23 protein-coding genes are annotated in these 25960 nt (G+C 71.2%); 2 read left to right on the top strand and 21 right to left on the bottom strand.

What is annotated here, in order from left to right; genetic code table 11:
• Positions 1 to 36: 36 nt before the first annotated feature.
• The 3 genes from rpe to fmt all read right to left on the bottom strand — a co-directional run bounded on the left by rpe (position 37) and on the right by fmt (position 3529).
• The gene (gene rpe, locus ACIPWY_RS24955; RefSeq protein WP_393704083.1) at positions 37 to 723 is read right to left on the bottom strand and encodes a ribulose-phosphate 3-epimerase; all 687 of its coding nucleotides are present in this window, start codon (positions 721 to 723) and stop codon (positions 37 to 39) included.
• 360 nt (positions 724 to 1083) lie between these two features.
• Positions 1084 to 2550, bottom strand: coding sequence for an RsmB/NOP family class I SAM-dependent RNA methyltransferase (locus tag ACIPWY_RS24960; protein WP_393704081.1), 1467 nt, complete (start codon positions 2548 to 2550; stop codon positions 1084 to 1086).
• Positions 2551 to 2584: 34 nt separating this feature from the next.
• Positions 2585 to 3529 carry a methionyl-tRNA formyltransferase gene (fmt, locus tag ACIPWY_RS24965; RefSeq protein WP_362910584.1) on the bottom strand — a complete coding sequence of 315 codons (945 nt, stop codon included), beginning with the start codon at positions 3527 to 3529 and terminating at the stop codon, positions 2585 to 2587.
• Between the two features lie 259 nt (positions 3530 to 3788).
• Between fmt and ACIPWY_RS24970 the strand changes: the two genes are divergently transcribed.
• Positions 3789 to 4328: a hypothetical protein gene (locus ACIPWY_RS24970; RefSeq protein WP_362910586.1), complete on the top strand. Its 540-nt coding sequence runs from the start codon at positions 3789 to 3791 to the stop codon at positions 4326 to 4328.
• 470 nt (positions 4329 to 4798) lie between these two features.
• On the opposite strand, the gene ACIPWY_RS24975 is transcribed toward ACIPWY_RS24970, so the two are convergent.
• From ACIPWY_RS24975 to pyrR, 14 genes are all read right to left on the bottom strand, one after another.
• Positions 4799 to 6949, bottom strand: coding sequence for a primosomal protein N' (locus ACIPWY_RS24975; RefSeq protein ID WP_393704078.1), 2151 nt, complete (start codon positions 6947 to 6949; stop codon positions 4799 to 4801).
• 126 nt (positions 6950 to 7075) lie between these two features.
• On the bottom strand, positions 7076 to 8284 hold the full coding sequence (gene metK, locus ACIPWY_RS24980; RefSeq protein WP_362910590.1) for a methionine adenosyltransferase: 1209 nt from the start codon (positions 8282 to 8284) through the stop codon (positions 7076 to 7078).
• 248 nt (positions 8285 to 8532) lie between these two features.
• The gene (gene coaBC, locus ACIPWY_RS24985; protein WP_393704075.1) at positions 8533 to 9783 is read right to left on the bottom strand and encodes a bifunctional phosphopantothenoylcysteine decarboxylase/phosphopantothenate--cysteine ligase CoaBC; all 1251 of its coding nucleotides are present in this window, start codon (positions 9781 to 9783) and stop codon (positions 8533 to 8535) included.
• Between the two features lie 132 nt (positions 9784 to 9915).
• A complete protein-coding gene (gene rpoZ / locus ACIPWY_RS24990; RefSeq protein WP_005319902.1) occupies positions 9916 to 10188 on the bottom strand; it encodes a DNA-directed RNA polymerase subunit omega in 273 nt (90 codons plus the stop codon).
• Between the two features lie 91 nt (positions 10189 to 10279).
• Positions 10280 to 10873 (bottom strand): guanylate kinase, encoded by a 594-nt coding sequence (gene gmk, locus ACIPWY_RS24995; protein ID WP_362910594.1) that lies wholly within the window; start codon positions 10871 to 10873, stop codon positions 10280 to 10282.
• 58 nt (positions 10874 to 10931) lie between these two features.
• Positions 10932 to 11255: an integration host factor gene (locus ACIPWY_RS25000; protein WP_026246651.1), complete on the bottom strand. Its 324-nt coding sequence runs from the start codon at positions 11253 to 11255 to the stop codon at positions 10932 to 10934.
• Positions 11256 to 11727: 472 nt separating this feature from the next.
• Positions 11728 to 12573 carry an orotidine-5'-phosphate decarboxylase gene (gene pyrF, locus ACIPWY_RS25005; protein WP_362910596.1) on the bottom strand — a complete coding sequence of 282 codons (846 nt, stop codon included), beginning with the start codon at positions 12571 to 12573 and terminating at the stop codon, positions 11728 to 11730.
• Positions 12570 to 13679 carry a quinone-dependent dihydroorotate dehydrogenase gene (locus ACIPWY_RS25010; protein WP_362910598.1) on the bottom strand — a complete coding sequence of 370 codons (1110 nt, stop codon included), beginning with the start codon at positions 13677 to 13679 and terminating at the stop codon, positions 12570 to 12572. The genes pyrF and ACIPWY_RS25010 overlap by 4 nt, the downstream gene beginning before the upstream one ends.
• 57 nt (positions 13680 to 13736) lie before the next feature.
• Positions 13737 to 17045, bottom strand: a complete 3309-nt coding sequence (carB, locus tag ACIPWY_RS25015) for a carbamoyl-phosphate synthase large subunit (protein ID WP_362910600.1) — start codon at positions 17043 to 17045, stop codon at positions 13737 to 13739.
• Positions 17038 to 18180: a glutamine-hydrolyzing carbamoyl-phosphate synthase small subunit gene (gene carA / locus ACIPWY_RS25020; protein WP_362910602.1), complete on the bottom strand. Its 1143-nt coding sequence runs from the start codon at positions 18178 to 18180 to the stop codon at positions 17038 to 17040. Before carA ends, carB begins: the two co-directional genes overlap by 8 nt.
• Positions 18177 to 18842: a hypothetical protein gene (locus tag ACIPWY_RS25025; protein WP_401535067.1), complete on the bottom strand. Its 666-nt coding sequence runs from the start codon at positions 18840 to 18842 to the stop codon at positions 18177 to 18179. Before ACIPWY_RS25025 ends, carA begins: the two co-directional genes overlap by 4 nt.
• On the bottom strand, positions 18839 to 20125 hold the full coding sequence (locus tag ACIPWY_RS25030; RefSeq protein WP_362910606.1) for a dihydroorotase: 1287 nt from the start codon (positions 20123 to 20125) through the stop codon (positions 18839 to 18841). Before ACIPWY_RS25030 ends, ACIPWY_RS25025 begins: the two co-directional genes overlap by 4 nt.
• A gap of 6 nt (positions 20126 to 20131) precedes the next feature.
• Positions 20132 to 21109: an aspartate carbamoyltransferase catalytic subunit gene (locus tag ACIPWY_RS25035; protein WP_362910608.1), complete on the bottom strand. Its 978-nt coding sequence runs from the start codon at positions 21107 to 21109 to the stop codon at positions 20132 to 20134.
• Between the two features lie 81 nt (positions 21110 to 21190).
• Positions 21191 to 21766 (bottom strand): bifunctional pyr operon transcriptional regulator/uracil phosphoribosyltransferase PyrR, encoded by a 576-nt coding sequence (gene pyrR / locus ACIPWY_RS25040; protein ID WP_362910610.1) that lies wholly within the window; start codon positions 21764 to 21766, stop codon positions 21191 to 21193.
• Positions 21767 to 22009: 243 nt separating this feature from the next.
• On the opposite strand from pyrR, the gene bldD reads away from it, so the two are divergent.
• A complete protein-coding gene (gene bldD, locus ACIPWY_RS25045) occupies positions 22010 to 22510 on the top strand; it encodes a transcriptional regulator BldD (RefSeq protein ID WP_100597417.1) in 501 nt (166 codons plus the stop codon).
• Positions 22511 to 22675: 165 nt separating this feature from the next.
• Here the strand turns inward: bldD and nusB are convergent, their stop codons facing one another.
• The 4 genes from nusB to ACIPWY_RS25065 form a co-directional block, all read right to left on the bottom strand.
• Positions 22676 to 23110, bottom strand: coding sequence for a transcription antitermination factor NusB (gene nusB / locus ACIPWY_RS25050; protein ID WP_100597416.1), 435 nt, complete (start codon positions 23108 to 23110; stop codon positions 22676 to 22678).
• A gap of 2 nt (positions 23111 to 23112) precedes the next feature.
• Positions 23113 to 23679: an elongation factor P gene (efp, locus tag ACIPWY_RS25055; RefSeq protein ID WP_362910613.1), complete on the bottom strand. Its 567-nt coding sequence runs from the start codon at positions 23677 to 23679 to the stop codon at positions 23113 to 23115.
• A 51-nt stretch (positions 23680 to 23730) separates the two neighbouring features.
• Positions 23731 to 24849 (bottom strand): aminopeptidase P family protein, encoded by a 1119-nt coding sequence (locus tag ACIPWY_RS25060; RefSeq protein ID WP_393704068.1) that lies wholly within the window; start codon positions 24847 to 24849, stop codon positions 23731 to 23733.
• A 93-nt stretch (positions 24850 to 24942) separates the two neighbouring features.
• The gene (locus ACIPWY_RS25065; protein WP_393704066.1) at positions 24943 to 25890 is read right to left on the bottom strand and encodes an AAA family ATPase; all 948 of its coding nucleotides are present in this window, start codon (positions 25888 to 25890) and stop codon (positions 24943 to 24945) included.
• Positions 25891 to 25960 lie beyond the last annotated feature (70 nt).

Raw genomic sequence — 25960 nt, forward strand, 5'->3', positions numbered from 1 at the left:
ATCTGCCCTGATGGGCGGCGTTCACGTTCCCGTGGCTCAGTGGCCGCATGCCCAGGCCGCGGCACTCGACACGGTCTCCGCCTGCGTGCGCAATGCACGCACCGCCTGGGCGGGGTCGGCGGCGCCGTAGACGGCGGAACCGGCGACGAAGACGTCGGCGCCCGCCTCCGCGCAGCGCTCGATGGTGGAGGCCGAGACACCGCCGTCGACCTGGAGCCAGAGCTCGAGGCCGTGCTTGCTGATCAGCTCTCGGGCGCGACGGATCTTCGGCAGCATGATGTCGAGGAAGGACTGCCCGCCGAAGCCCGGCTCGACCGTCATGATCAGCAGCATGTCGAGCTCGGGGAGCAGGTCCTCGTACGGCTCGATGGGCGTCGCCGGCTTGAGCGCCATGGAGGCGCGGGCGCCCTTGGCGCGGATCTCGCGGGCCAGCCGGATGGGGGCGGCCGCGGCCTCGGCGTGGAAGGTGACGGATCCGGCGCCCGCCTCGACGTACTGCGGGGCCCAGCGATCGGCGTCCTCGATCATCAGATGGCAGTCCAGCGGGATGTCCGTGGCCCGCGCCAGGGACTCCACGACCGGCATCCCGAGGGTCAGGTTCGGGACGAAGTGGTTGTCCATGACGTCGACGTGGAGCCAGTCGGCGCCCTCGACGGCCTTTGCCTCCTCGGCAAGGCGGGCGAAGTCGGCGGACAGGATGCTGGGGTTGATCTGCACGGCCATGACCCAAGACTGCCATGCCCGGCGCCGGTTGCTCCCCCCGGTCCAGACCTGTCTCGCTCCCCGGATGCCGCCTCCGGGCCCCCATGGCATGCTGTGCGCCCCGGCCGGCTCGGTCATCACCTCGGCGCGACTCGTCCTGGCCGGCCCGTCCGCCGCCCTCACACGCTCCGGCCGGGGTGGCGTTCGCGGAGACCGATTTCGCGGTCCGCCCGGCGTACCTCGCGCTCCGCCTCCCCCGGCGCCCACGACCGAAATGACCGCCGGCCCCGGCGCCTGACGGGGCGCGGACCGACGGTCGGCCGCGTGCCCACGTCAGGCGATGGGGACCGTTCGGACAGTGGCGCCCGCGTCTGGCTGTGGTCAGGCGGTGCGCCGGATCAGCGCCAGATACATCGCGTCCGTGCCGTGCAGATGCGGCCAGAGCTGGATGTCGGGGCCGTCGCCGAGCGCCGGTACGCCGGGCAGCAGCGGGCGGGCGTCGATGAGTTCGGCGCCGGGGTGGTGCTTCATGACGTCGTCCACGACCGCGCGGGTCTCGGCGAGGTGCGGCGAGCAGGTCGCGTAACCGACGACGCCTCCCACGCGTACGGAGTCGAGGGCGGTGGTCAGGAGCGAGCGCTGGAGCGGCGCGAAGCCCTCCAGGTCCTCGGGGCGGCGCCGCCAGCGCGCCTCGGGCCGGCGGCGCAGCGCGCCAAGACCCGTGCACGGCACGTCCATGAGGACGCGGTCGAAGGTGGCGGGCCCCCACGGCGGGCGCGTGCCGTCGGCCGCGATGACCTGGTACGGGCCCGGGTTGCCCGCGAGCGCGTTCGCCACGAGGCGGGCGCGGTGGGGCTGCTTCTCGGCGGCGAGCAGGGCGGCGCCGCGCTCGGAGGCGAGCCCGGCGAGCATGGCCGCCTTGCCGCCGGGGCCCGCGCAGCCGTCGAGCCACTTCTCGTCGCGGCCCTCCAGGGGCGCGTTCGCGAGGGCGATCGCCACGAGCTGGCTGCCCTCGTCCTGGACACCGGCCCGGCCGGTCCGCACGGGGTCGAGCGCGCCGGGCTCACCGCCCTCGGTGAGCCGCACGGCGTACGGCGACCAGCGCCCCGGCAGCGCCGCCTCCTCGCCGACCTCGTCCAGGACGACGTCCGCGGTGGTCCGGCCCGGCCGCGCCACGAGCGTGACCTCGGGCCGCTCGTTGTCGGCCTCCAGCAGATCCTCGATGCCCGCCCGGCCACCGCCGAGCGAGTCCCACAGCGCCGACACGATCCATCGCGGATGCGAATGCACCACGGCGAGATGGTCCTCGGCGTCCTCGTCGTACGGGGGCGCGACCTTCTCCACCCAGCCGTCGAGGTCGTCCTGCGCGACCTTGCGGAGCACCGCGTTCACGAACTTGGCGCGCCCGTCGCCGAGCACGACCCGCGCCAGTTCCACGGAGGCCGACACGGCGGCGTGCGTGGGGATCCGGGTGCCGAGCAGCTGGTGGACGCCCATGTTCAGCACGTCGAGAACGGGCGGGTCGACCTCCCGCAGCGGCCGGTCGATACACGCGGCGACGATCGCGTCGTACGTGCCCTGCCGGCGCAGCGTCCCGTACACCAGCTCCGTGGCGAGCGCCGCGTCACGGGCGTCGAAGTCGCCTTTCTCGCGGGCCTTGCGCAGCAGCGGCGGAAGCACGAGGTTCGCATACGCATCGCGCTCGTCCACGGCCCGCAGCGCCTCGAAGGCGAGATAGCGGACCGGGTCCTTCTGCGGGCGGCGGTACGGCTTGCCGGGCTTGCCCTGCTTCCCGGAGGTGCCGGGCTTACCTGACTTCTGGGGACGCCGGCCGGGCTGGTCGTTCAAAGGTGCTCCGCTGCTGGTATCGGCTCGAACCCGTTCAGCCTACGTCGGTCCCGCCAAGGCGCTCGCCCGGGGCGATCCGCACCCCGCGCGCCCAGTCGGCCGCGGCCATCGGCTTCTTGCCCTGGGCCTGCACCCACAGCAGCTCCACGGCGTACGAGCCGGTGCCGACGTACAGGTTCTTCTTGCCGACCGCGAGCTCGCCGGGCGCGAGATCGGTGCGGTCCGGGACGGGGACGGCCTGGATGAGCTTGAGGCGCTCATCGCGGAAAACGGTCCAGGCGCCGGGCGCGGGCGTACAGCCGCGGACGACGCGGTCGACGCGCAGCGCGGGCGCGGTCCAGTCGACGTGCGCGTTCTCGACGGTGATCTTCGGGGCGACCGTGATGCCGTCGACGGGCTGCGCCACAGCCTTCAGGGAGCCGTCCTCGATGCCGTCCATGGTCGCGGAGAGCAGCCCGGCGCCGGCGAAGGCCAGCCGGGTGAGCAGGTCGCCGCTCGTGTCGGTGGGCCGCACCATCTCCGTCACCGTCCCGTAGACGGGCCCCGAGTCGAGCCCCTCCTCGATCAGGAACGTCGACGCTCCGGTGATCTCGTCGCCGGCCATGATCGCGTGCTGCACGGGGGCGGCGCCGCGCCAGGCGGGCAGCAGCGAGAAGTGCAGGTTGACCCAGCCGCGGGCGGGGACGTCGAGGGCGACCTTCGGCAGCAGCGCGCCGTAGGCGACGACCGGGCAGCAGTCGGGCGCGATCTCGCGCAACCGGGCCAGGAACGCCTCGTCGCGCGGCTTCGCCGGCTTGAGGACCTCGATCCCCGCCTCCTCCGCGCGCTCGGCGACCGGACTGGCGACGAGCCTGCGGCCGCGGCCCGCGGGGGCGTCCGGCCGGGTGACGACCGCGGCGACCTCGTGCCGGTCGGAGGCGATCAGGGCGTCCAGAGCGGGAACGGCGACCTCGGGGGTGCCTGCGAAGACGAGCTTCATCGGTGTCTTTCGGCCTCTCGGGGCAGGGACTTGACGGGCAGCACACCAGTCTATGGCCGTTCCACGGGCGCGTTCCCTCCGGTATTCGGGGCCGCCTGCGCGTGGGGGCGTACGCATCGACGTGCGCCCTGCGCATATGCGCATACGCCCCTCCAGCGTGACCCCTCACCAACTGGCGCGTTGGTCAAGGAAGAGTTGACCAACCAAGGGCCACAGATGCGGCCCGATCCGTTTCAACGCCGGTTCGAGAGGCTTGTTCATGGCCGACCACGCAACCCACGACGCCCAGGCACGGGCCAGCCTGCACCTCCTGGTACGGGACATCGAGCGGGTCCGCCGGCAGGTGGACGCACTGCGCACCCTCACCGCCCAGCTCGGCAACGTCTACCGCCCGCGCCGCTCCGGCCCCTCCGCGGGCTTCGTCGTCTACGGGCGCGCCCCCGCCCCGACCGTCCGCCTGGCCCAGGAACTGCGCGACAGCGTCGAGACCTTGGTGACCGCAGCCGTCGACTTCGACCGCTCGCTCGGCTTCTCGTGGGATGCGGTGGGCTCGGCGCTCGGGGTGACGAAGCAGGCGGTGCACCGCAGGTACGGGGCCCGCAGGGCCGCTGCGCAGGCTGCGGCCGAAGCCGAGCGCGCGACGGAGACGGTGGGGACCCGGCCCCCCGTCCCCATCGGCACGGCGACGATTCCGTCCGTCCCCGCCGCCCGCTCCATGCCCACGCAACCGACCGCGGGCAGCCCGGTCCTACGCGAAGACCCCCGCCCCACGGCCTTCCCCGGTCCACGCAACGGCTGACCTCACCTGCTGTCTGCCTCCCCGCACATCAAGTGCGGGGAGGCAGAGCTGTGTTCGGAGGCGGCGGGGCTCACGGGCGACGCGTTGTTGCGGGCGGCGGGTTGTCCCGGCGACGCCCTGTCCCGGCGACGCACTTTCCCCGGACGGCAGCTCTGCCGGGGCGGTGCGTTGATCCGGCGGCACACGTCGCTTCAGGGCGGCACCTGCGCCAGGCCGATTGCCAACGCACCGCCCAAGGACGGCACACGCCTCCGAACCGCCAACTCCGTCCGCGCAGCACCGCTCACCGGCAGGCGGCACGTCCATTCGGAACACACACCGCCTCGCGACGCGCCCCTTCCCGGGACACAGCCTGTTGTCCACCGCACACGCCGCCTCCCTGCGGCACCCGGCCATGCCCATCGCCGCCGGCCCGTCCAAGGGCGCCACCCCGAACGACGTACGCCGTCTCGCCCGATATCCGCCGGATCTCAACCAATATCCGGCGGATCCACCCGCACCCGTACCGGCTCCGTGCCGCCCCGGGCCATTCGGGCCGCCTGGGCGTGCTTCAGCGCCGACGCGAGTGCCGCGCCGCTGCCGGGCGGGACCCTGACCAGGACGCGCTCCCAGTGCTCCCCCGGCGGCGGCGCACCGGGACGGCGTGACGGTCCCGGCGCCGCGTCCGGCACCGGGACAGGGCCCAACACCTCGGCGTCACCCGGCAGTTCCACCGCCGCCAGGAACTCGGAGAGCGCCTCGGGCGCGCCCGAGACCGCCGCCATCCGCGACACCGGCGGAAACCCGAGCTCGGCCCGCTCGGAGAGCTCCCGCACGGCGTGCCCCACCGGGTCCCACCGCACCAGCGCCTGCACAGGACGCAGCGTCGGCTCGGCCACGATCACCACCGTGCCGCCCGCCCCCTGCGGTCTGACCAGCGAGGCCGCCGCGATCCAGCGCCGCAGCGCGTCCTCCCCCGCCCGCAGGTCGGGGCGGCCCAGCATCGCCCAGCCGTCGAGCAACAGCGCGGCCGCGTACCCCCCTTCGGCCACCGGCTCCGCGCCCGGCGTACTCACCACGAGGGCCGGCGCCCCCGCCACCGTGTCGAGAACCTGCTCCCGTCCGGACGTGCGTACCGGCACCGCCGGAAACGCCCGCCCCAGCTCCTCCGCCGTCCTGCGCGCCCCCACGACCTGCGCCCGCAGCCGGAATCCCCCGCACTCCTGGCAGTGCCAGGCGCTCTCCTCCTGGCCGCACCAACCGCATTTCAGGGCGGAGGTCCCCTCACTCGCCTCCAGCGGCCCGGCGCAGTGGCGGCAGCGCGCGGGCTCACGGCACCGCTCGCACGCGAGCCGCGGTACGTATCCGCGCCGTGGCACCTGCACCAGTACCGGCCCGCTCCTCAACCCTTCCCGCACCACCTGCCACGCGAGTGTCGGCAACCGCGCGGCCCGCGCCGCCTCGTCGCGCGCGAGATCCCCGTCCCCCACGGTCCGTACGAGAGGTGCGGCGCCCCGCACTTGCTCACGCCCGGCGATGAGGGGCGCGGCCCAACCGCTCTCGACGAGCTGCGCGGCCTCGACCGTGCAGCTCCAACCACCCAGCAAGAAGGCGCACTTGTCGTGCGCGGCCCGCAACAGCAGCACGTCGCGTGCATGCGGCTGCGGAGCATGCGGCTCCGCGTGGCTGGAGTCGCCGTCGTCCCAGATGACCACGAGCCCGAGGTCCCGCACGGGGGCGAACATCGCGGCCCGCGTGCCCACGACCGCCCGCACCGACCCGCGCCGCACCCCGAGCCATTCCCGGTACCGCTTCTCGGGCCCCGCGTCGGCGGTCAGCACGGCATGCCGCCCCTCACCGAGTACGGCGCTCAGCGCGGCGTCGACCCGCGCGACCACCCGCCCGTCGGGCACGACGACCAGGGCCCCGCGCCCCGAGGAGAGGGTCGCGGCGACGGCGCGCGCCACTTCGTCGGCCCACTCCGGTCCGGGCAACGCGTTCCATACGGCCCGGGGCGCGCCGCCCGACGCGAGAGCGTCCAGGAAGCCCGGCCCGCGCTCGTACCGCCGCCAGCTCCCCGCGTCCGGCGCCGGCGGTGGCGGGAGCGGCTCGGGTGACGGCTTCTTCTCCGCGCGCGCGTTCCGCGGCGGGACGGCCAGCTGGAGAACGTCGGCGAGGCTTCCCGCATACCGGTCGGCGACGGCGCGGGCGAGGCCGAGCAGCTCCTGGCCGAGCACGGGCTCGGGCGACACGACCTGCGCGAGGGCGGCCAGCGGCCCCTGGTACTCGGACTCGGAGACCCGCGCGACGACGAACCCGTCGATCAGCCCGCCGCCCTCGCGGCGCCCGTCCCGCACGGAGTGCTTCCCGGCGCCGAACCGCACCCGCACCCGCACCCCCGGCTGCGCGTCGGCGTCGAGTTCGTCCGGCACCGCGTAGTCGAAGTACCGGTCGAGATGCAGCACGCCCTTGTCGACGAGCACCCGGGCCACGGGCAGCTCCTTGGCGAGCGCGGCCCCCCGCCACGTCCGCGGCTTGGCCCGCGGAACCTTGGCCTGCCGCACGCTCTCGCGAATCAGCGCAAGCTGCTCGGGCGGCGCCCCGTCGCCGCCGCCCTCGCCCTGCCCGTTCTCGCTGCTCACAGCCAAATTCCTACCAGACGCCACTGACACCGGCCGCCGCGATGGGGGCGGCGACGCACGACGGCCCCGGACCGAACCGGTCCGGGGCCGTTCAGGTGCAGGCGTCGTCCGCCCGTGCGGATCCGCTTACAGGCCCGCGGCCTTGCGCAGCGCGTCCACGCGGTCCGTGCGCTCCCAGGTGAAGTCGGGAAGCTCGCGGCCGAAGTGGCCGTACGCGGCGGTCTGCGCGTAGATCGGGCGGAGCAGGTCGAGGTCGCGGATGATCGCGGCGGGGCGGAGGTCGAAGACCTCGGTGATCGCCTGCTCGATCTTCTCCGGGTCCACCGCGGCCGTGCCGAACGTCTCGACGAAGAGGCCCACCGGCTCGGCCTTGCCGATCGCGTACGCGACCTGGACCTCGCAGCGGCTGGCGAGGCCGGCCGCGACGACGTTCTTGGCGACCCAGCGCATCGCGTAGGCGGCCGAGCGGTCGACCTTGGACGGGTCCTTGCCGGAGAAGGCGCCGCCACCGTGGCGGGCCATGCCGCCGTACGTGTCGATGATGATCTTGCGGCCGGTGAGGCCGGCGTCGCCCATCGGGCCGCCGATCTCGAAGCGGCCGGTCGGGTTCACCAGAAGGCGGTAGCCCTCGGTGTCCAACTTGATGCCGTCCTCGATGAGCTGACCCAGGACGTGCTCCACGACGAACTCGCGGATGTCGGGGGCGAGCAGCGACTCGAGGTCGATGTCCGAAGCGTGCTGGGACGAGACCACGACCGTGTCGAGGCGGACGGCCTTGTCGCCGTCGTACTCGATGGTGACCTGGGTCTTGCCGTCGGGGCGCAGGTACGGGATCGTCCCGTTCTTGCGGACCTCGGACAGGCGCCGCGAGAGGCGGTGCGCCAGGTGGATCGGGAGCGGCATCAGCTCGGGCGTCTCGTCGCACGCGTAGCCGAACATCAGGCCCTGGTCGCCCGCGCCCTGCTTGTCGAGCTCGTCCTCGTCACCCTCGACACGCGACTCGTACGCCGTGTCGACGCCCTGGGCGATGTCGGGGGACTGCGAGCCGATGGACACCGACACGCCGCAGGAGGCGCCGTCGAAGCCCTTCTTCGAGGAGTCGTAGCCGATCTCGAGGATCTTCTCGCGCACGAGCTGTGCGATCGGCGCGTACGCCTTGGTCGTGACCTCACCGGCGACGTGCACGAGGCCCGTGGTGATGAGCGTCTCCACGGCGACCCGGGAGGTCGGGTCCTCCCGCAGAAGCGCGTCAAGAATGGTGTCGCTGATCTGGTCAGCGATCTTGTCGGGGTGACCCTCGGTCACGGACTCCGAGGTGAACAGGCGACGGGACACAACGCTCCCTGTGGTTGCAGCGGCTGCTGGCTGATCATTTGCGGACGGCCGGGGGCTGCGCCCGGCGTCGTCCGTGACCAGTTTATCGGTCACTCTCGGCCGTCGGACCACGCGTCTCGCCACTTGGGAGCGCTGTGACCAGCGGCACTGCATTTTGCGGTACGACCATCCCTCTTAGGAAGAGGGATGGTGCCCGAATTGTAAGGGTTTCGTGCGGTTCGTGGCCTCCGCTGGAGCGAAAGTGGCATTCACTCGCCGTCGTAGATCCGCTCCTGTGCCCGCGCGTCGCCGACGGGCAGCAGTCGGGTGACCGAGTCCCAGATCGTGTCCGAGAGCACTTCCTTCGGACCGTACGGGACCGGGGTCTCACTGCCGTCCGCGCCGAGCAGAACGGCCTCGTTCTCCTCGGAGCCGAAGGTCTTGCGCTCCCCCACCTCGTTGACGACGAGCAGGTCACAGCCCTTGCGGGCCAGTTTCTTGCGGCCGTTGGCGAGGACGTCGTCCGTCTCGGCGGCGAAGCCGACGACGATCTGCCCCGGGCGCGGCCGGTCCGCCGAGAGCTCGGCGAGGATGTCCGGATTACGGACCAGGGCGATGGGCTCCGGCTCGCGTCCGTCCTTCTTCTTGATCTTCCCTGTGGCGTACGTCTCGGGGCGGAAGTCGGCCACCGCGGCCGCCATGACCACCACGTCCGCCTCCGGCGCAGCCTTGAGCACGGCCTCGCGCAGCTGTACGGCCGTCCCTACGTGGACGACGTCGACACCGGCCGGGTCGGGCAGGGTCGCGTTCGCCGCGAGCAGGGTGACGCGGGCGCCGCGGGCGACCGCCGTGCGCGCGAGGGCGTAACCCTGCTTGCCCGAGGAGCGGTTGCCGAGGAAGCGGACCGGGTCGAGGGGCTCGCGGGTGCCGCCTGCACTGATGACGACGTGCCGTCCGGCGAGATCCTGGGTGGCCGCCAGATCGCCACGGGCGAGCACCCGTCGTACGAATTCGAAGATCTCCACCGGGTCGGGGAAGCGGCCCTTGCCCGTGTCGACGCCGGTGAGGCGGCCGACGGCGGGCTCGATGACGTGGGCGCCGCGGCGGCGGAGCGTGGCCACGTTCTCCCGCGTCGCCGGGTGCTCCCACATCTCCGTGTGCATGGCGGGGGCGAAGACGACCGGACAGCGGGCGGTCAGGAGCGTGTTCGTGAGGAGGTCGTCGGCGAGGCCGTGCGCGGCCTTGGCGAGCATGTCGGCGGTGGCGGGCGCGACGATCACGAGGTCGGCGTGCTGCCCGATGCGCACGTGCGGGACCTCGTGGACGGACTCCCAGACCTCGGTCGAGACCGGGTTGCCGGACAGCGCCGACCAGGTCGCCTCCCCGACGAAGTGCAGGGCGGATTCCGTCGGCACGACGCGTACGTCGTGTCCCGACTCGGTCAGCCGGCGCAGGAGCTCGCACGCCTTGTAGGCGGCGATTCCGCCACTGACCCCCAGAACGACCTTGGGCTTGTCCACGGTCCGTGCCTCCCCGCACTCGGATTCCCGCACTCGGGAACGTACGACTCCCCTCGGAGACGCACGACTCCATGACACACCACAGGCCCGACAGTCGCGCTGCCGGGCCTGTGGCCAAGAAAAACTGATTGCCTACTGAGCGGGGCCCTCGATGGCCTCGGAGGTCAGCAGGCCCGCGTTGATCTCGCGGAGCGCGATCGAGAGCGGCTTCTCGTGGACGTGGGTGTCCACCAGCGGGCCGACGTACTCGAGCAGGCCCTCACCGAGCTGCGAGTAGTACGCGTTGATCTGGCGCGCGCGCTTGGCGGCGTAGATCACGAGGCTGTACTTCGAGTCGGTCGCCTCGAGCAGCTCATCAATCGGCGGGTTGATGATGCCCTCGGGCGCGGTAATGGAAGAGGACACTCTCTGCCTTCCGATGGGATTGAAGATCACATGTGATCAAGAAAACGCGGGATCGCTCCGGCGGAATTCGAGAGCACAAATAGATCGAAGATCAAACAACTCTCATCAAGGCTAGCAGCTCACGGGCCACGTCTTCGACGGAGGTGTTGACAAGGGTCGTATCGAACTCCGCCTCGGCGGCGAGTTCGACCTTGGCGGCTGCGAGTCTGCGCTCGATCACCTCGGGGGCCTCGGTCCCCCGGCCGGTGAGCCGGCGGACCAGCTCCTCCCAGCTCGGCGGGGCCAGGAAGACCAGCTGCGCCTCGGGCATCGACGCACGGACGAGCCTGGCGCCCTGGAGGTCGATCTCGAGGAGGACGGGTTCGCCCGACTCGAGACGGTCCAGGACGGCCCGGCGCGGGGTCCCGTAACGATTGCCCGCGAACTCGGCCCACTCCAGCAGCTCGCCGTTGGCGATCAGCTTGTCCATTTCCTCGTCGGTGACGAAGAAATAGTGGACACCGTGCTTCTCGCCGGGGCGCGGCTTGCGGGTGGTGGCCGAAACCGACAGCCAGACCTCGGGGTGTTCCTTGCGCATATGAGCGACGACCGTGCTCTTGCCGACCCCTGAGGGGCCGGAGAGCACGGTCAGCCGCGGACGTACGTCCGGGGGTACGGGGGTCGTCCCCCGGGATGTTGCAGCCATGCAGCGATTATTCCAGCTGTCCCGTAGTGCCCGGACCAGTCGGCCCGGACACCCGGTACTAGGCGCCAGTGCTGCCGAACTCGCGCTCCAGGGACGCGATCTGGTTGGAACCGAGTCCACGCACGCGGCGGCTCTCGGAAATTCCGAGCCGCTCCATGATCTGCTTGGCACGGACCTTGCCCACGCCCGGGAGGGACTCGAGGAGGGCGGAGACCTTCATCTTGCCGATGACATCGTTCTCCTGACCCTGCTTGATGACCTCGTGCAAGGAGGCGCCGGAGTGCTTGAGTCGATTCTTGACCTCGGCCCGCTCCCGGCGAGCCGCGGCGGCCTTTTCGAGCGCGGCTGCGCGCTGTTCAGGGGTAAGGGGCGGAAGAGCCACGCCTACGTCACCTCGGATGTCGAACTGTCGGATACGGACCGTGAGGAACCTAGTCGCCCCTCACCTGGGGAGCAACGAGCGATACGCTCGCCCGTTCCTCCCCCACTGCGTTGAGAGTGTGGGAGGTGCCCCCACTCGACGGAGACTAGCGGCCAGGACCGCCTGAGTCAGCGAGAACAGACGAAAAGTCCTGGTCAGCCTCCACCGAGCCAGACATTACAGACATATAGCCCCGGATTTCTGCCTGGATTCTGATGCGAGCCCCTCCCCGAGGCCCCGCTGAAACATCACGGAATGGTCAAGGAGGCTCTCGGGGGCCCTCGCGAGGACCCTTTTCGCACCTCGGCGGCGCCTCCCAGCACCTCGAACAGCAGCGAATCCGTGACCTGGTGCCCGCATTCCGGATGCTCACGGGCATGCCGAAGGCCCCCACACGCGCGTGCAGGGGCCTTCGGGGCAGATCGAAATCCGGTCAGGCGGCGGCGACCGCCGCGCGGACCTCGTCCGCGAAGCGCACCGACGCGTCGCGCAGGGCGGCGACCGAAGGGCCCGCCTTCAGGACGGCCCGGCTGACGTTCGGGACGACATTGCGCGCGGCCGCACCGAAGACGCCCGGCAGATCCGCCGGGGTCGCGCCCTGGGCGCCGATGCCCGGGGCGAGGAGCGGACCGTTGATGTCCAGGTCGTACGAGGAGAGGTCCCCGAGGGTGGCGCCGACGACCGCGCCGAAGGAGCCCATGGGGGTCTCGCCCGCGTTCTCCTCGGCGAGGTGGGCGAGCATCGTCGCTCCCACGTTGCGCCCGTCGGCGCGGACGGCGTGCTGGACCTCGCCGCCCTCCGGGTTGGAGGTGAGGGCGAGGACGAAGAGCCCCGCGCCGGACTCGCGGGCCAGGTCGACGGCCGGCTTCAGGGACCCGTAGCCGAGGTACGGCGAGACGGTGAGGGCGTCCGAGAAGAGCGGGGAGTCCTTGTGCAGGAACGTCTCCGCGTACGCGGCCATCGTGGAGCCGATGTCGCCGCGCTTGGCGTCCATGACGACGAGCGTGCCCGCGGCGCGCAGGTCCGCGACGGCGCGCTCCAGGACGGCGACGCCGCGCGAGCCGAAGCGTTCGAAGAACGCCGACTGCGGCTTGACGACGGCGACGGTGTCGGCGAGCGCCTCGACGGAGATCCGCGTGAAGCGCTCCAGGCCGTCGATGTCGTCGTTCAGGCCCCAGGCCGACAGCAGCGCCGCGTGCGGGTCGATGCCCACGCACAGGGGGCCGCGCTCGTCCATGGCGTGGCGCAGGCGGGCGCCGAAGGGTTCGAGAACCGTCATGCGTGGGCCTTCTTCACGTCGGCGCCGACGGCGTCGGCGAGGGTGGCGTACGGCGAGGTGTTCAGGCGGGCGGCGAGGCCCTTGTGGATCGCGCGGGCGTAGAAGGGTCCCTCGTAGATGAAGGCGCTGTAGCCCTGGACGAGGGTGGCGCCGGCGAGGATCCGCTGCCAGGCGTCCTCGGCGTTCTCGATGCCGCCGACGCCCACCAGGGTGATCTCGTCCCCCACGCGGGCGTAGAGGCGCCTGAGGACCTCCAGGGAGCGTGCCTTGAGGGGCGCGCCGGACAGGCCGCCGGTCTCCTTCACGAGGGACGCGTCGGAGGTCAGGCCGAGGCCGTCGCGCGCGATGGTGGTGTTCGTGGCGATGATCCCGTCGAGGCCGAGCTCCACCGCCAGGTCGGCGACGGCGTCGACATCCTCGTCGGCCAGGTCGGGGGCGATCTTCACCAGGAGCGGGACGCGGCGCGAGGTGACGGTGCGGTCGGCGGCCTCGCGCACGGCGGTCAGGAGCGGGCGCAGCGCCTCGGTGGCCTGGAGGTTGCGCAGGCCGGGGGTGTTCGGCGAGGAGACGTTCACGACGAGGTAGTCGGCGTGGGCGGCGAGGCGCTCGGTCGACTTCACGTAGTCGCCGGCCGCCTCCTCCTCGGGCACGACCTTGGTCTTGCCGATGTTCACGCCGACCGTGGCCCTGAAGGCGGGCCTGCGGGCCGCCAGGCGCTCCGCCACGGCGGCGGAGCCCTCGTTGTTGAACCCCATGCGGTTGATCAGCGCGCGGTCCGGCACGAGGCGGAACAGGCGCTTCTTGGGGTTGCCGGGCTGCGGCTCGCCCGTGACGGTGCCGATCTCGATGTGGTCGAAGCCGAGCATCGTCATGCCGTCGATCGCGACGGCGTTCTTGTCGAAGCCGGCGGCGAGCCCGAAGGGGCCGTGCATGCGCAGGCCGAGGGCCTCCGTGCGCAGCTCCTTGTACCGGGGCGCGAGGACGGCCGCGACGAACGTGCGGAGCACGGGGACGCGGGCCGCGAGGCGGATCCAGCGGAAGGCCAGGTAGTGGGCCTGCTCCGGGTCCATGCGCTTGAAGACGAGGTTGAAGAACAGTTTGTACATCGTGGGTGTCCTCACACGGAGGGGGACACCGTTTCCGATGTCCCCCTCAGTGGGCTGCTAGTCGCGGGCCGCGGTCAGGTGTTCCGCGTGTTCCTGGAGTGAACGGACGCCCACGTCACCGTGGTTGAGGGCGTCGATGCCCTGTACGGCGGCCGCCAGGGCCTGCACCGTGGTCAGGCACGGGACGCTGCGCGCCACCGCCGCCGTACGGATCTCGTAGCCGTCGAGGCGGCCGCCGGTGCCGTACGGGGTATTGACGATGAGGTCGACCTGACCGTCGTGGATGAGCTGGACGATCGTCTTCTCGCCGTTCGGGCCCTCGCCCTCGCTGAGCTTGCGCACGACCGTGGCGTTGATGCCGTTGCGGCGCAGCACCTCGGCGGTGCCAGAGGTGGCGAGCAGCTCGAAGCCGTGCGCGACGAGTTCGCGCGCCGGGAAGATCATCGTGCGCTTGTCCCGGTTGGCGACCGAGATGAACGCGCGGCCCTTCGTCGGCAGCGGGCCGTAGGCGCCGGCCTGCGACTTGGCGTACGCCGTGCCGAAGACCGAGTCGATGCCCATGACCTCGCCGGTGGAGCGCATCTCCGGGCCGAGGACGGTGTCCACGCCGCGTCCGTGGACGTCGCGGAAGCGGCTCCACGGCATCACGGCCTCCTTGACGGAGATCGGCGCGTCCAGCGGCAGCGTGCCGCCGTCGCCGGTCTTCGGGAGCAGGCCCTCCTCGCGCAGCTCGGCCACGGTCGCGCCGAGCGAGATGCGCGCGGCGGCCTTGGCGAGCGGCACCGCGGTCGCCTTCGAGGTGAAGGGGACGGTGCGCGAGGCGCGCGGGTTGGCCTCCAGGACGTAGAGGATGTCGCCCGCCATCGCGAACTGGATGTTGATCAGGCCGCGGACGCCGACGCCCTTGGCGATGGCCTCGGTCGAGGCGCGCAGGCGCTTGATGTCGAAGCCGCCCAGCGTGATCGGGGGCAGGGCGCACGCCGAGTCGCCGGAGTGGATACCGGCCTCCTCGATGTGCTCCATGACGCCGCCGAGGTACAGCTCGGTGCCGTCGTACAGCGCGTCCACGTCGATCTCGATCGCGTCGTCGAGGAAGCGGTCGACGAGGACGGGGCGCGACGGGGAGATCTCCGTGGACTCCTCGATGTACGAGGCGAGGCGGGTCTCGTCGTACACGATCTCCATGCCGCGGCCGCCGAGGACGTACGACGGGCGGACGAGGACCGGGTAGCCGATCTCGTCGGCGATGGCCTTGGCCTCGGAGAACGTGGTCGCCGTGCCGTGCTTGGGCGCGGGCAGACCGGCCTCGGCGAGGACGCGGCCGAAGGCGCCGCGGTCCTCTGCGGCGTGGATGGCCTCGGGCGGGGTGCCCACGACCGGTACGCCGTTGTCCTTGAGCGCCTGCGACAGACCCAGCGGGGTCTGGCCGCCGAGCTGGACGACGACACCCGCGATCGGGCCCGCGAGGGACTCCGCGTGGACGATCTCCAGGACGTCCTCGAGCGTCAGCGGCTCGAAGTACAGGCGGTCGGAGGTGTCGTAGTCCGTGGACACGGTCTCCGGGTTGCAGTTGACCATCACGGTCTCGTAGCCCGCGTCGCTCAGGGCGAAGGAGGCGTGGACGCAGGAGTAGTCGAACTCGATGCCCTGGCCGATGCGGTTCGGGCCCGAGCCCAGGATGATCACGGCGGGCTTGGTGCGCGGCGCGACCTCGGTCTCCTCGTCGTACGAGGAGTAGAAGTACGGGGTCTTCGCGGCGAACTCGGCGGCGCAGGTGTCGACCGTCTTGTAGACCGGGCGGACGCCGAGGGCGTGCCTGACCTCGCGGACGACGTCCTCGCGCAGGCCGCGGATCTCGGCGATCTGGGCGTCGGAGAAGCCGTGCCGCTTGGCCTCGGCGATCAGGTCGACGTCGAGGCGCTCGGCGGTGGCCAGTTCGTCCGCGATCTCCTTGATGAGGAAGAGCTGGTCGACGAACCAGGGGTCGATCTTCGTGTACTCGAAGACCTCTTCCTGGGTGGCGCCGGCGCGGATGGCCTGCATGACGGTGTTGATGCGGCCGTCGGTCGGGCGGACGGCCTCGGCGAGGAGCTCGGCCTTGTCGCCGGGCTCGCCGACGAAGGTGAACTGGCTGCCCTTCTTCTCCAGGGAGCGCAGCGCCTTCTGGAGGGCCTCGGTGAAGTTGCGGCCGATCGCCATGGCCTCGCCCACCGACTTCATGGTGGTGGTGAGGGTGGAGTCGGCGGACGGGAACTTCTCGAAGGCGAAGCGCGGGGCCTTCACGACGACGTAGTCGAGCGTCGGCTCGAAGGAGGCCGGCGTCTTCTCGGTGATGTCGTTCGGGATCTCGTCGAGCGTGTAGCCGACGGCCAGCTTGGCGGCGATCTTGGCGATCGGGAAGCCGGTGGCCTTGGAGGCGAGCGCCGAGGAGCGGGAGACGCGCGGGTTCATCTCGATGACGATGATCCGGCCGTCGGCCGGGTCGATCGCGAACTGGATGTTGCAGCCGCCGGTGTCGACGCCGACCTCGCGGATGATCGCGATGCCGATGTCGCGCAGCCGCTGGTACTCGCGGTCGGTGAGCGTCATCGCCGGGGCGACGGTGATCGAGTCACCCGTGTGGACGCCCATCGGGTCGAAGTTCTCGATGGAGCAGACGACCACGACATTGTCGTTCTTGTCGCGCATCAGCTCGAGCTCGTACTCCTTCCAGCCGAGGATGGACTCCTCCAGGAGGACCTCGGTGGTGGGAGACAGGGTCAGGCCCTGGCCGGCGATGCGGCGCAGCTCCTCCTCGTCGTGCGCGAAGCCGGAGCCCGCGCCGCCCATCGTGAAGGAGGGGCGGACGACGACGGGGTAGCCGCCGAGCGTGTCGACGCCCTTGAGGACGTCGTCCATGGAGTGGCAGATGACCGAGCGGGCGGACTCGCCGTAGCCGATCTTCTCCTTGACGGCCTCGACGACGCCCTTGAAGAGGTCGCGGTCCTCGCCCTTGTTGATGGCTTCGACGTTGGCGCCGATGAGCTCGACGCCGTACTTCTCGAGGACGCCCTGCTCGTGCATGGAGATCGCGGTGTTGAGCGCGGTCTGGCCGCCGAGGGTGGGCAGGAGCGCGTCGGGGCGCTCCTTGGCGATGATCTTCTCGACGAACTCGGGGGTGATCGGCTCGACGTACGTGGCGTCGGCGATCTCCGGGTCGGTCATGATCGTCGCCGGGTTGGAGTTCACGAGGATGACCCGCAGGCCCTCGGCGCGCAGGATGCGGCAGGCCTGGGTGCCCGAGTAGTCGAACTCGGCGGCCTGGCCGATGACGATCGGTCCGGAACCGATGACCAGGACGGACTGGATATCGGTGCGCTTAGGCACGCTGGCCCTCCAGGAGCGAGATGAAACGGTCGAACAGGTAGGCCGCGTCGTGCGGGCCCGCCGCTGCCTCGGGGTGGTACTGGACGCTGAACGCCGGCTGGTCGAGGAGGTGGAGCCCCTCGACGACCTGGTCGTTCAGGCAGACGTGGGAGACCTCGGCGCGGCCGTAGGGGGTGTCGGAGACCTTGTCGAGCGGGGCGTCGACGGCGAATCCGTGGTTGTGCGCGGTGACCTCGACCTTGCCGGTCGTGCGGTCCTGCACCGGCTGGTTGATGCCGCGGTGGCCGTACTTCAGCTTGTACGTGCCGAAGCCGAGGGCGCGGCCGAGGATCTGGTTGCCGAAACAGATGCCGAACAGCGGGGTCTTGCGGGAGAGGACCTCCCGCATGACCGCGACGGGGCCGTCGGCGGTGGCCGGGTCACCCGGGCCGTTGGAGAAGAACACGCCGTCGGGCTGGACGGCGTAGATGTCCTCGGCCGTGGCCGTCGCGGGCAGGACGTGCACCTCGATGCCGCGCTCGGCCATCCGGTGCGGGGTCATGCCCTTGATGCCGAGGTCGACGGCGGCGACGGTGAACTTCTTCTCACCGATCGCGGGGACGACGTACGCCTCCTTGGTGGCGACCTCGGCGGCGAGGTTCGCGCCCTTCATCTCGGGCGCCTGGCGCACCTCGGCGATCATCGTGCCGTCGTCGGGCAGCGCGTTGCCGGAGAAGATGCCGACGCGCATGGCGCCGCGCTCGCGCAGGTGGCGGGTGAGGGCCCGGGTGTCGATGCCGCTGATGCCGACGACGCCCTGCTTGCGCAGCTCCTCGTCGAGCGAGCGCCGCGAGCGCCAGTTGGAGGGCACGCGCGCGGGGTCCCGCACGACGTAACCCGCGACCCAGATCTGCTGCGACTCGGGGTCCTCGTCGTTCACGCCGGTGTTGCCGACGTGCGGGGCGGTCATCACGACGACCTGCCGGTGGTACGACGGGTCGGTCAGGGTCTCCTGGTAGCCGGTCATGCCGGTGTTGAACACCGCCTCACCGAAGGTCTCCCCCACGGCCCCGTAGGCGCGGCCGCGGAAGATGCGGCCGTCCTCCAGGACGAGTACGGCGGGAGCGTTGGCAGCTCCCCGGGTGGAGGTCGTCATCGTGCGGTGCCTTCCGTCGTGATGGTCGTGCTGTTCGTGCCGCTTGAGCTGCTTGAGCTGCTTGAGCTGCTTGAGCTGCTCGTACTGCTGGTGCTGCCGGTGCTGTTCGTGTCGATCATGTTGTTGAGGGTCTCGACCCACTCGGCCTGCTCCGCGGCGTGGTCGGAGCGGAAGCCGGAGTCGATCAGCTTGTCCCCGTGCCCCCAGGTGACGATCAGGAGACCGCCCTCCGTGAGGACCTTGCCGGCGATGCCCTTGTCGAGCCGGGCCTCGCGCAGCTGTGCGACGGGGATGAAGAAGTCCGTGGCTCCGGGGCGAACGACGTCCAGACCCGCGTCCGTGAGCGTGAGCTCGACGCGGCTGCGGGTACCGAGGCCGTGCGCCACGATGCGGTCGAGCCACTGACCCGCGGTCGTGGAGCCGTGGTAGCGGCCGCTGAGCTCAAGTCTGGCCGGACCGGGCGCGGACGGCACGGTGGGGAGCGGCGGCAGGTCGCCCTGGAGGGTGCCGCGCCACTTCCAGCCCTGGCGCATCAGCCAGTAGACGAGCGTGATGAACAGGAGCAGCCCGACGATCCAGCCGATCCGGTCGGGCCAGTCCGTCACGTCCGCCGACTTCTGTTCGGCGGCGAGCGCTGCCAGTGGTTGCGTCAGTCGTGTCACGCGAGCTTCCCGTCGACGAGCGTGGCCTTGCCCCGCAGCCACGTGTGCGTGACGCGTCCGGGCAGCTCACGCCCCTCGTAGGGCGTGTTGCGGCTGCGCGAGGCGAAGCCTGCGGGGTCCACGGCTCCACGGTAATCGGCGTCGACCAGGACGAGGTTCGCGGGCTCACCTGCCGAGACGGGCCGTCCGTGGCCCTTGGCGCCGCCGATCTGCGCGGGCTTGACGGACATGCGGTCGGCGACGCCGGCCCAGTCGAGCAGTCCGGTCTCGACCATCGTCTGCTGCACGACGGACAGGGCGGTCTCGAGCCCGACCATGCCCATGGCGGCCGCGGCCCACTCGCAGTCCTTGTCCTCGTGCGGGTGCGGGGCGTGGTCGGTGGCGACGATGTCGATCGTGCCGTCGGCGAGCGCCTCGCGCAGGGCCAGCACGTCGCGCTCGGTGCGCAGCGGCGGGTTGACCTTGTAGACGGGGTTGTACGAGCGGACCAGCTCGTCGGTGAGGAGCAGGTGGTGCGGGGTGACCTCGGCGGTCACGTCGATGCCGCGGGACTTGGCCCAGCGTACGATCTCGACGCTGCCGGCCGTGGACAGGTGGCAGATGTGCACGCGGGAGCCGACGTGCTCGGCGAGCAGCACGTCGCGGGCGATGATCGACTCCTCGGCGACGGCGGGCCAGCCGCCGAGTCCGAGCTCCGCGGAGACGATGCCCTCGTTCATCTGGGCGCCCTCGGTGAGGCGGGGCTCCTGCGCGTGCTGGGCGACGACGCCACCGAAGGCCTTCACGTACTCCAGGGCGCGGCGCATGATCACCGCGTCGTCGACGCACTTGCCGTCGTCGGAGAAGACGGTGACTCCGGCGGCGGACTCGTGCATGGCGCCGAGCTCGGCGAGCTTCTTGCCCTCCAGGCCGACGGTGACGGCGCCGATGGGCTGCACGTCGCAGTAGCCGTGCTCCTGGCCGAGCCGGTAGACCTGCTCGACGACGCCGGCGGTGTCGGCGACGGGGAAGGTGTTGGCCATGGCGAACACGGCGGTGTAGCCACCGGAGGCGGCGGCCTGGGTGCCGGTGAGGACGGTCTCGGAGTCCTCACGGCCGGGCTCACGCAGGTGGGTGTGCAGGTCGACGAGACCCGGCAGGAGGACCTTGCCGGCGGCCTCGACGACCTGGGCGCCCTCGGCGGACAGACCGGTGCCGACCGCCTCGATGACGGAGCCGTCGATCAGGACGTCCTGCTGCTCGCCGCCGAGCACCTTCGCACCTCGGATAAGGATCTTGCTCATGGGTTCTTACTTCTCCTCGGTACGGGTGTGGGTGACGGCGGGCTCGTTGCCGCCCAGAAGCAGGTACAGGACGGCCATGCGGATGGAGACGCCGTTGGCGACCTGCTCGACGACCGTGCAGCGGTCGGAGTCGGCGACCTCGGCGGTGATCTCCATGCCACGGACCATCGGGCCCGGGTGCATCACGATGGCGTGCTCGGGCATCTTCGCCATGCGCTCGCCGTCCAGGCCGTAGCGACGCGAGTATTCGCGCTCGGTCGGGAAGAAGGCGGCGTTCATCCGCTCGCGCTGGACGCGCAGCATCATGATCGCGTCGGACTTAGGCAGGGTGCTGTCGAGGTCGTACGAGACCTCGCAGGGCCAGGTCTCGACGCCGACCGGGACGAGGGTGGGCGGTGCGACGAGGGTGACCTCGGCGCCGAGGGTGTGCAGCAGGTCGACGTTCGAGCGGGCGACGCGGCTGTGCAGGACGTCCCCGACGAGCGTGATGCGCTTGCCCTCGAGGTCCTTGCCGAGCCCGGCGTCGCGGCCGACCAGGCGGCGGCGCATCGTGAACGCGTCGAGGAGCGCCTGCGTGGGGTGCTGGTGGGTGCCGTCGCCCGCGTTGATGACCGGGGCGTCGATCCAGCCCGAGGTGGCCAGGCGGTAGGGCGCGCCGGAGGCGCCGTGCCGGATGACGACGGCGTCGACGCCCATCGCCTCCAGGGTCTGCGCGGTGTCCTTGAGGGACTCGCCCTTGGAGACGCTGGATCCCTTGGCGGCGAAGTTGATGACGTCCGCGGAGAGGCGCTTCTCGGCGGCCTCGAAGGAGATCCGGGTGCGGGTCGAGTCCTCGAAGAAGAGGTTGCAGATCGTGCGGCCGCGCAGGGCGGGCAGTTTCTTGATCGGCCGGTCGGCGACCCGGGCCATCTCCTCGGCGGTGTCGAGGATGAGGACGGCGTCGTCGCGGGTGAGGTCGGCGGCCGAGATGAGGTGTCGCATCATCGGGGAGGCTCCGTAGGAAAGTTCAGGAGTATTCGGGCATACGGGCGCGCGGCGGCACCCTCAGGGTCGGGCTGAGGGTGGCTACTGCTCGCCGGCCGGAGCGGTCCGCTTGGCGCCGAGCAGCACGGAGTCGCGTCCGTCCTCCTCGGCGAGCTGGACCTTGACCGTCTCCCGCAGCGACGTGGGGAGGTTCTTGCCGACGTAGTCGGCGCGAATGGGGAGTTCGCGGTGGCCGCGGTCGACGAGGACCGCGAGCTGCACGGCGCGGGGCCGCCCGATGTCGTTCAGGGCGTCGAGTGCGGCGCGGATGGTGCGGCCGGAGAAGAGCACGTCGTCGACGAGGACGACGAGGCGCCCGTCGATGCCGTCGGCGGGGATCTCCGTGCGGGCCAGCGCACGCGGCGGGTGCATGCGCAGGTCGTCGCGGTACATGGTGATGTCGAGGGAGCCGACCGGAATCTTCCGTCCGGTGATCTCTTCGAGCTTGTCCGCGAGCCGGCGGGCCAGGAAGACACCGCGGGTGGGAATGCCCAGGAGCACGACGTCTTCGGCGCCCTTGGCGCGCTCGACGATCTCGTGAGCGATACGGGTCAGTACCCGCGCGATGTCGGGGCCCTCGAGTACGGGGCGTGCCTCATCGGAGCTGCTGATGTCCATAAAAAACGGACCCCCTTCTCCGCCTCACGGGACGGACCTTAAAGGACGTCGGATTTGCGCCATCCACGGTACCAGGCCCCGAACACCGCCGATCACCCCCCTGGAGGTGCGAGAGACGCCGTTCCGAGGGAAGGTCGGTAACGGACCACTCGGCTTGACGCAGCCAAGTAACGCTGCGTAACCTCACAGTGAGTTACCAGCCACGCGGCGGAGCCGCACGTTGATACAGCGTCCGGGAGCTATATGTCCAGCGAATACGCCAAACAGCTCGGGGCCAAGCTCCGCGCCATCCGCACCCAGCAGGGCCTTTCCCTCCACGGTGTCGAGGAGAAGTCCCAGGGGCGCTGGAAGGCGGTCGTGGTCGGTTCGTACGAGCGCGGCGACCGTGCCGTGACCGTGCAGCGCCTCGCCGAGCTGGCGGACTTCTACGGGGTGCCGGTGCAGGAGCTGCTGCCGGGCACCACGCCGGGCGGTGCGGCCGAGCCGCCGCCGAAGCTCGTTCTCGACCTGGAGCGCCTGGCCCACGTCCCGCCGGAGAAGGCGGGCCCCCTGCAGCGCTACGCGGCGACGATCCAGTCGCAGCGCGGTGACTACAACGGCAAGGTGCTGTCGATCCGCCAGGACGACCTGCGCACCCTCGCCGTCATCTACGACCAGTCGCCCTCGGTCCTGACCGAGCAGCTCATCAGCTGGGGCGTCCTGGACGCCGACGCGCGTCGCGCTGTCGCACACGACGACCTCTGACAGAAGTCGGCAGAAACGTCACGCCCAAGGGGCGGGCCCGCATTTTCGCGGCCCGCCCCTTCGGCGTTCCCGTGCCCTGCCGTCGTCCCAGGAACGCGTCAGGCCCGGAGCGGAACACTGATTCAGTGTTCCGCTCCGGGCCTGACGGCTGTCGCTGCCTGCCTGCTACGCCTCGTCGCGGCGCAGCGTCGGCTTCAGGTCCTTGAAGCGGCCCAGAAGCCCGTTGACGAAGGCCGGGGAGTCGTCCGTGGAGAACTCCTTGGCAAGCTGCACGGCCTCGTCGAGCACCACGGCGTCCGGAGTGTCGTCGACCCAGACGAGCTCGTAGGCGCCCAGGCGCAGGATGTTGCGGTCGACGACCGGCATCCTGTCCAGGGTCCACCCGACGGCGTACTGCGAGATGAGCTCGTCGATACGCGCGGTCTTGCGCGCGTATCCCTCGACCAGCTCCATCGTGTACTCGCTGACCGGTGGCTGCCGGGTGTCGGACCGGGAGTGCCGGATCCAGTCCGCGAGGACCGTCTGGACGTCGACTCCGCGCTGGTCTGCCTCGAAAAGGATCTGGAAGGCGCGCTTGCGGGCCGTGTTGCGAGCAGCCACGGTTAGCTGTTCACCCGGCCGAGGTAGTCGCTCGTGCGGGTGTCGACCTTGATCTTCTCGCCGGTCGTGATGAAGAGCGGCACCTGGATCTGGTGGCCGGTCTCCAGCGTGGCGGGCTTGGTGCCACCGGTGGAGCGGTCGCCCTGGACGCCCGGCTCGGTCTCCTGGACGACGAGCTCGACGGCGGCCGGCAGCTCGACGAAGAGCACCTCGCCCTCGTGCTGCGCGACGGAGGCGTTGAAGCCCTCGATCAGGAAGTTGGCGGCGTCACCGACGGACTTGCGGTCGACCATGAGCTGGTCGTACGTCTGCATGTCCATGAAGACGAAGTACTCGCCGTCCATGTACGAGAACTGCATGTCGCGCTTGTCGATCGTGGCCGTGTCGACCTTGACGCCGGCGTTGAAGGTCTTGTCGACGACCTTCCCGGAGAGCACGTTCTTGAGCTTGGTGCGCACAAAGGCAGGGCCCTTGCCGGGCTTGACGTGCTGGAACTCGACGACGGACCAGAGCTGGCCCCCGTCGAGCTTGAGCACCAGGCCGTTCTTGAGGTCGTTCGTGGAAGCCACGGTTGCGGAATCTCCTGGACTGACGATGGACGACCCCGGGGGCGCGCGCCGTTACAGCGCGAGCAGCTCCTTGGTCGTAATGGTGAGTAGCTCGGGTCCGCCGTCCGCCTCGGGGCGCACGACGAGAGTGTCATCGATCCGGACACCGCCCCGGCCCGGGAGGTGGACCCCCGGTTCGACGGTGACCGGCACACAAAGGTCCAGTTTACCCATGGCCGCGGGGGCCAACTGCGGCTCCTCGTCGATTTCGAGTCCCACACCGTGTCCGGTGAGCTGTGAGAGGCCGTCGGCGTACCCCGCGGAGTCCAGTACGTGACGTGCCGCGCGGTCCACCTCACGGCACTCGGCGCCGGGTGCGAGGCTCTCCCGGGCGGCCCTCTGGGCTGCGAAGACCAGGTCGTACAGGTCGATCTGCCAGTCCGCGGGCGAGGTGCCGATGACGAACGTACGGCCGATCTCGCACCGGTATCCGCGGTAGGCGGCGCCGAGGCAGACCGAGAGGAAGTCGCCCTCTTCTACGCGGCGATCGGTCGGGCGGTGGGCACCGCGGCCCGAGTTCGGCCCGGTGCCGACCGAGGTCGGGAAGGCGGGGCCGTCCGCGCCGTGGTCGACGAGGCGGCGCTCGAGTTCCAGGGCGAGGTGGCGTTCCGTGCGGCCGACGAGGATCGATTCGAGCAGTTCGCCCAGGGCCTGGTCGGCGATCTCGGCGGCGATGCGCAGACAGGAGATCTCCTCCTCGTCCTTGACGAGGCGCAGTTGTTCCACGGCGCTGCCCAGGTCGGCGAGGCGCAGCCGTGGCGCCACGGAGCCCAGTGCACGGTGCCTGGCGACGGTCAGATGGTGTTCCTCGACGGCGAGCGAATCGGCCCCGCCGGACAGCGCGACATCGGCGGCGGCGACGGCGGGGTCACCGGCGGGCGCGTCGAGCACCTGGACGCGCAGCGACTCGTCGGGCCGTCCCTCTGCGGGCTGTTCGCCGGGCGGCAGCCGGCACATCAGGACGTCACCTTCGGCACCCGGGCCCTTGCCCAGCAGGAGTACGGCGCCGTGGGGCGCCGCACCCGCGAGATAGCGAACGTTGGCGGGGCGCGAGACGAGGGCGGCCGCACTGCCGCCCGCCGCAGCGCGCTCCCTCAGCCGGTCCCTACGGGCCGCGTACACCTCTGACATGAACCGAGCGTACGAGTGACAGAGGAACGCGGCCTGGTCAGCGCGTCCGGACGGGCGGCGAGGTGGCCTCTCCAGGGCGCTCTGCGCGGCCCGCTACCACTGGGGCGGGCTCGCGATCGAGCGGGCGAGGACGTCGTCCAGGATGCGGGCCGTGGTGGGCACGTCCATCTGGGAGTTGTCGATGATGGGCAGGCCCGAGCCGTACCAGCCGGCCATGCGGCCGTGGATGCGGGCGACCTCCTCGTCCGTGAGGCGGCGGTTCCCGCTGCGCTCCGCGTTCCGCTCGAGGACGATCTCCAGGCCCGGGAGCAGCACCACGGGTAGCAGGCCGGGACCCACGTGCCGCTTCCAGCCTCCGAGGCCCACGACCGGGCGGTCCGGGAAGACGGCGTCGTCGAGGATGCACGAGATCCCGTTGGCCAGGAAGTTGCGCGCGGCGAAGCCGCAGGTGCGGCGGGCGAGGCGGTACTGGGCCTCCGAGTGGTCGTTCCACCCGGACTGCGGGTCGGCGAAGCCGGAGCGCACCCACTCGCGTACGTCGTCGAGGCTGATGTGGGCCGTGGGGACGCGGCGCTGGTCCGCCCAGTACTTGGCGACGCTCGTCTTGCCCGCGCCGGCGGGGCCGATGAGGAGAACGGCGAGCGTCGTGCCGGTGGCGTCGGCCGTGCCTGCGGCGGGCGGCGGGCTCGGCATGGCGACGGGGCCGCCGGGCGGGAGCTGCACATGGCCCGTGGTGTCCCGCGAGGGGGGCTGCGGGGACTGCTGGGGGGCGTGCTGAGGGACGACTCCCGGGTGCGGGGGCTGGCCCTGCGGCGGCTGGGCGTGCGGGGCCTGGGGGTGCGGCGCGGGTTGGTGCGGGGCGGGCGCCGGGGCGTGCGGTGCCGGGCCCGAGGGGCCGGGCGGGCCGGCGAAGCCGGGTGCAGGCGGTGGCGGACCCGCCGGTCCGGGGCCCGGGTGATGCCCGGCCTGGGACCAGCCGGCGGCCGGTCCGTGCCCCTGCTGAGGGGGCGGCGGCAGCGGCGAACCCACTCCGTGCTGCATCCGGTGCGACTCCGTCTCGTACAGGCAACTGGCGCCGGCGAACAAGGCGCTACCGAACGGTACCTTCCCC

Source organism: Streptomyces sp. NPDC090032, assembly GCF_044748025.1.
Taxonomy (GTDB): Bacteria; Actinomycetota; Actinomycetes; order Streptomycetales; family Streptomycetaceae; genus Streptomyces.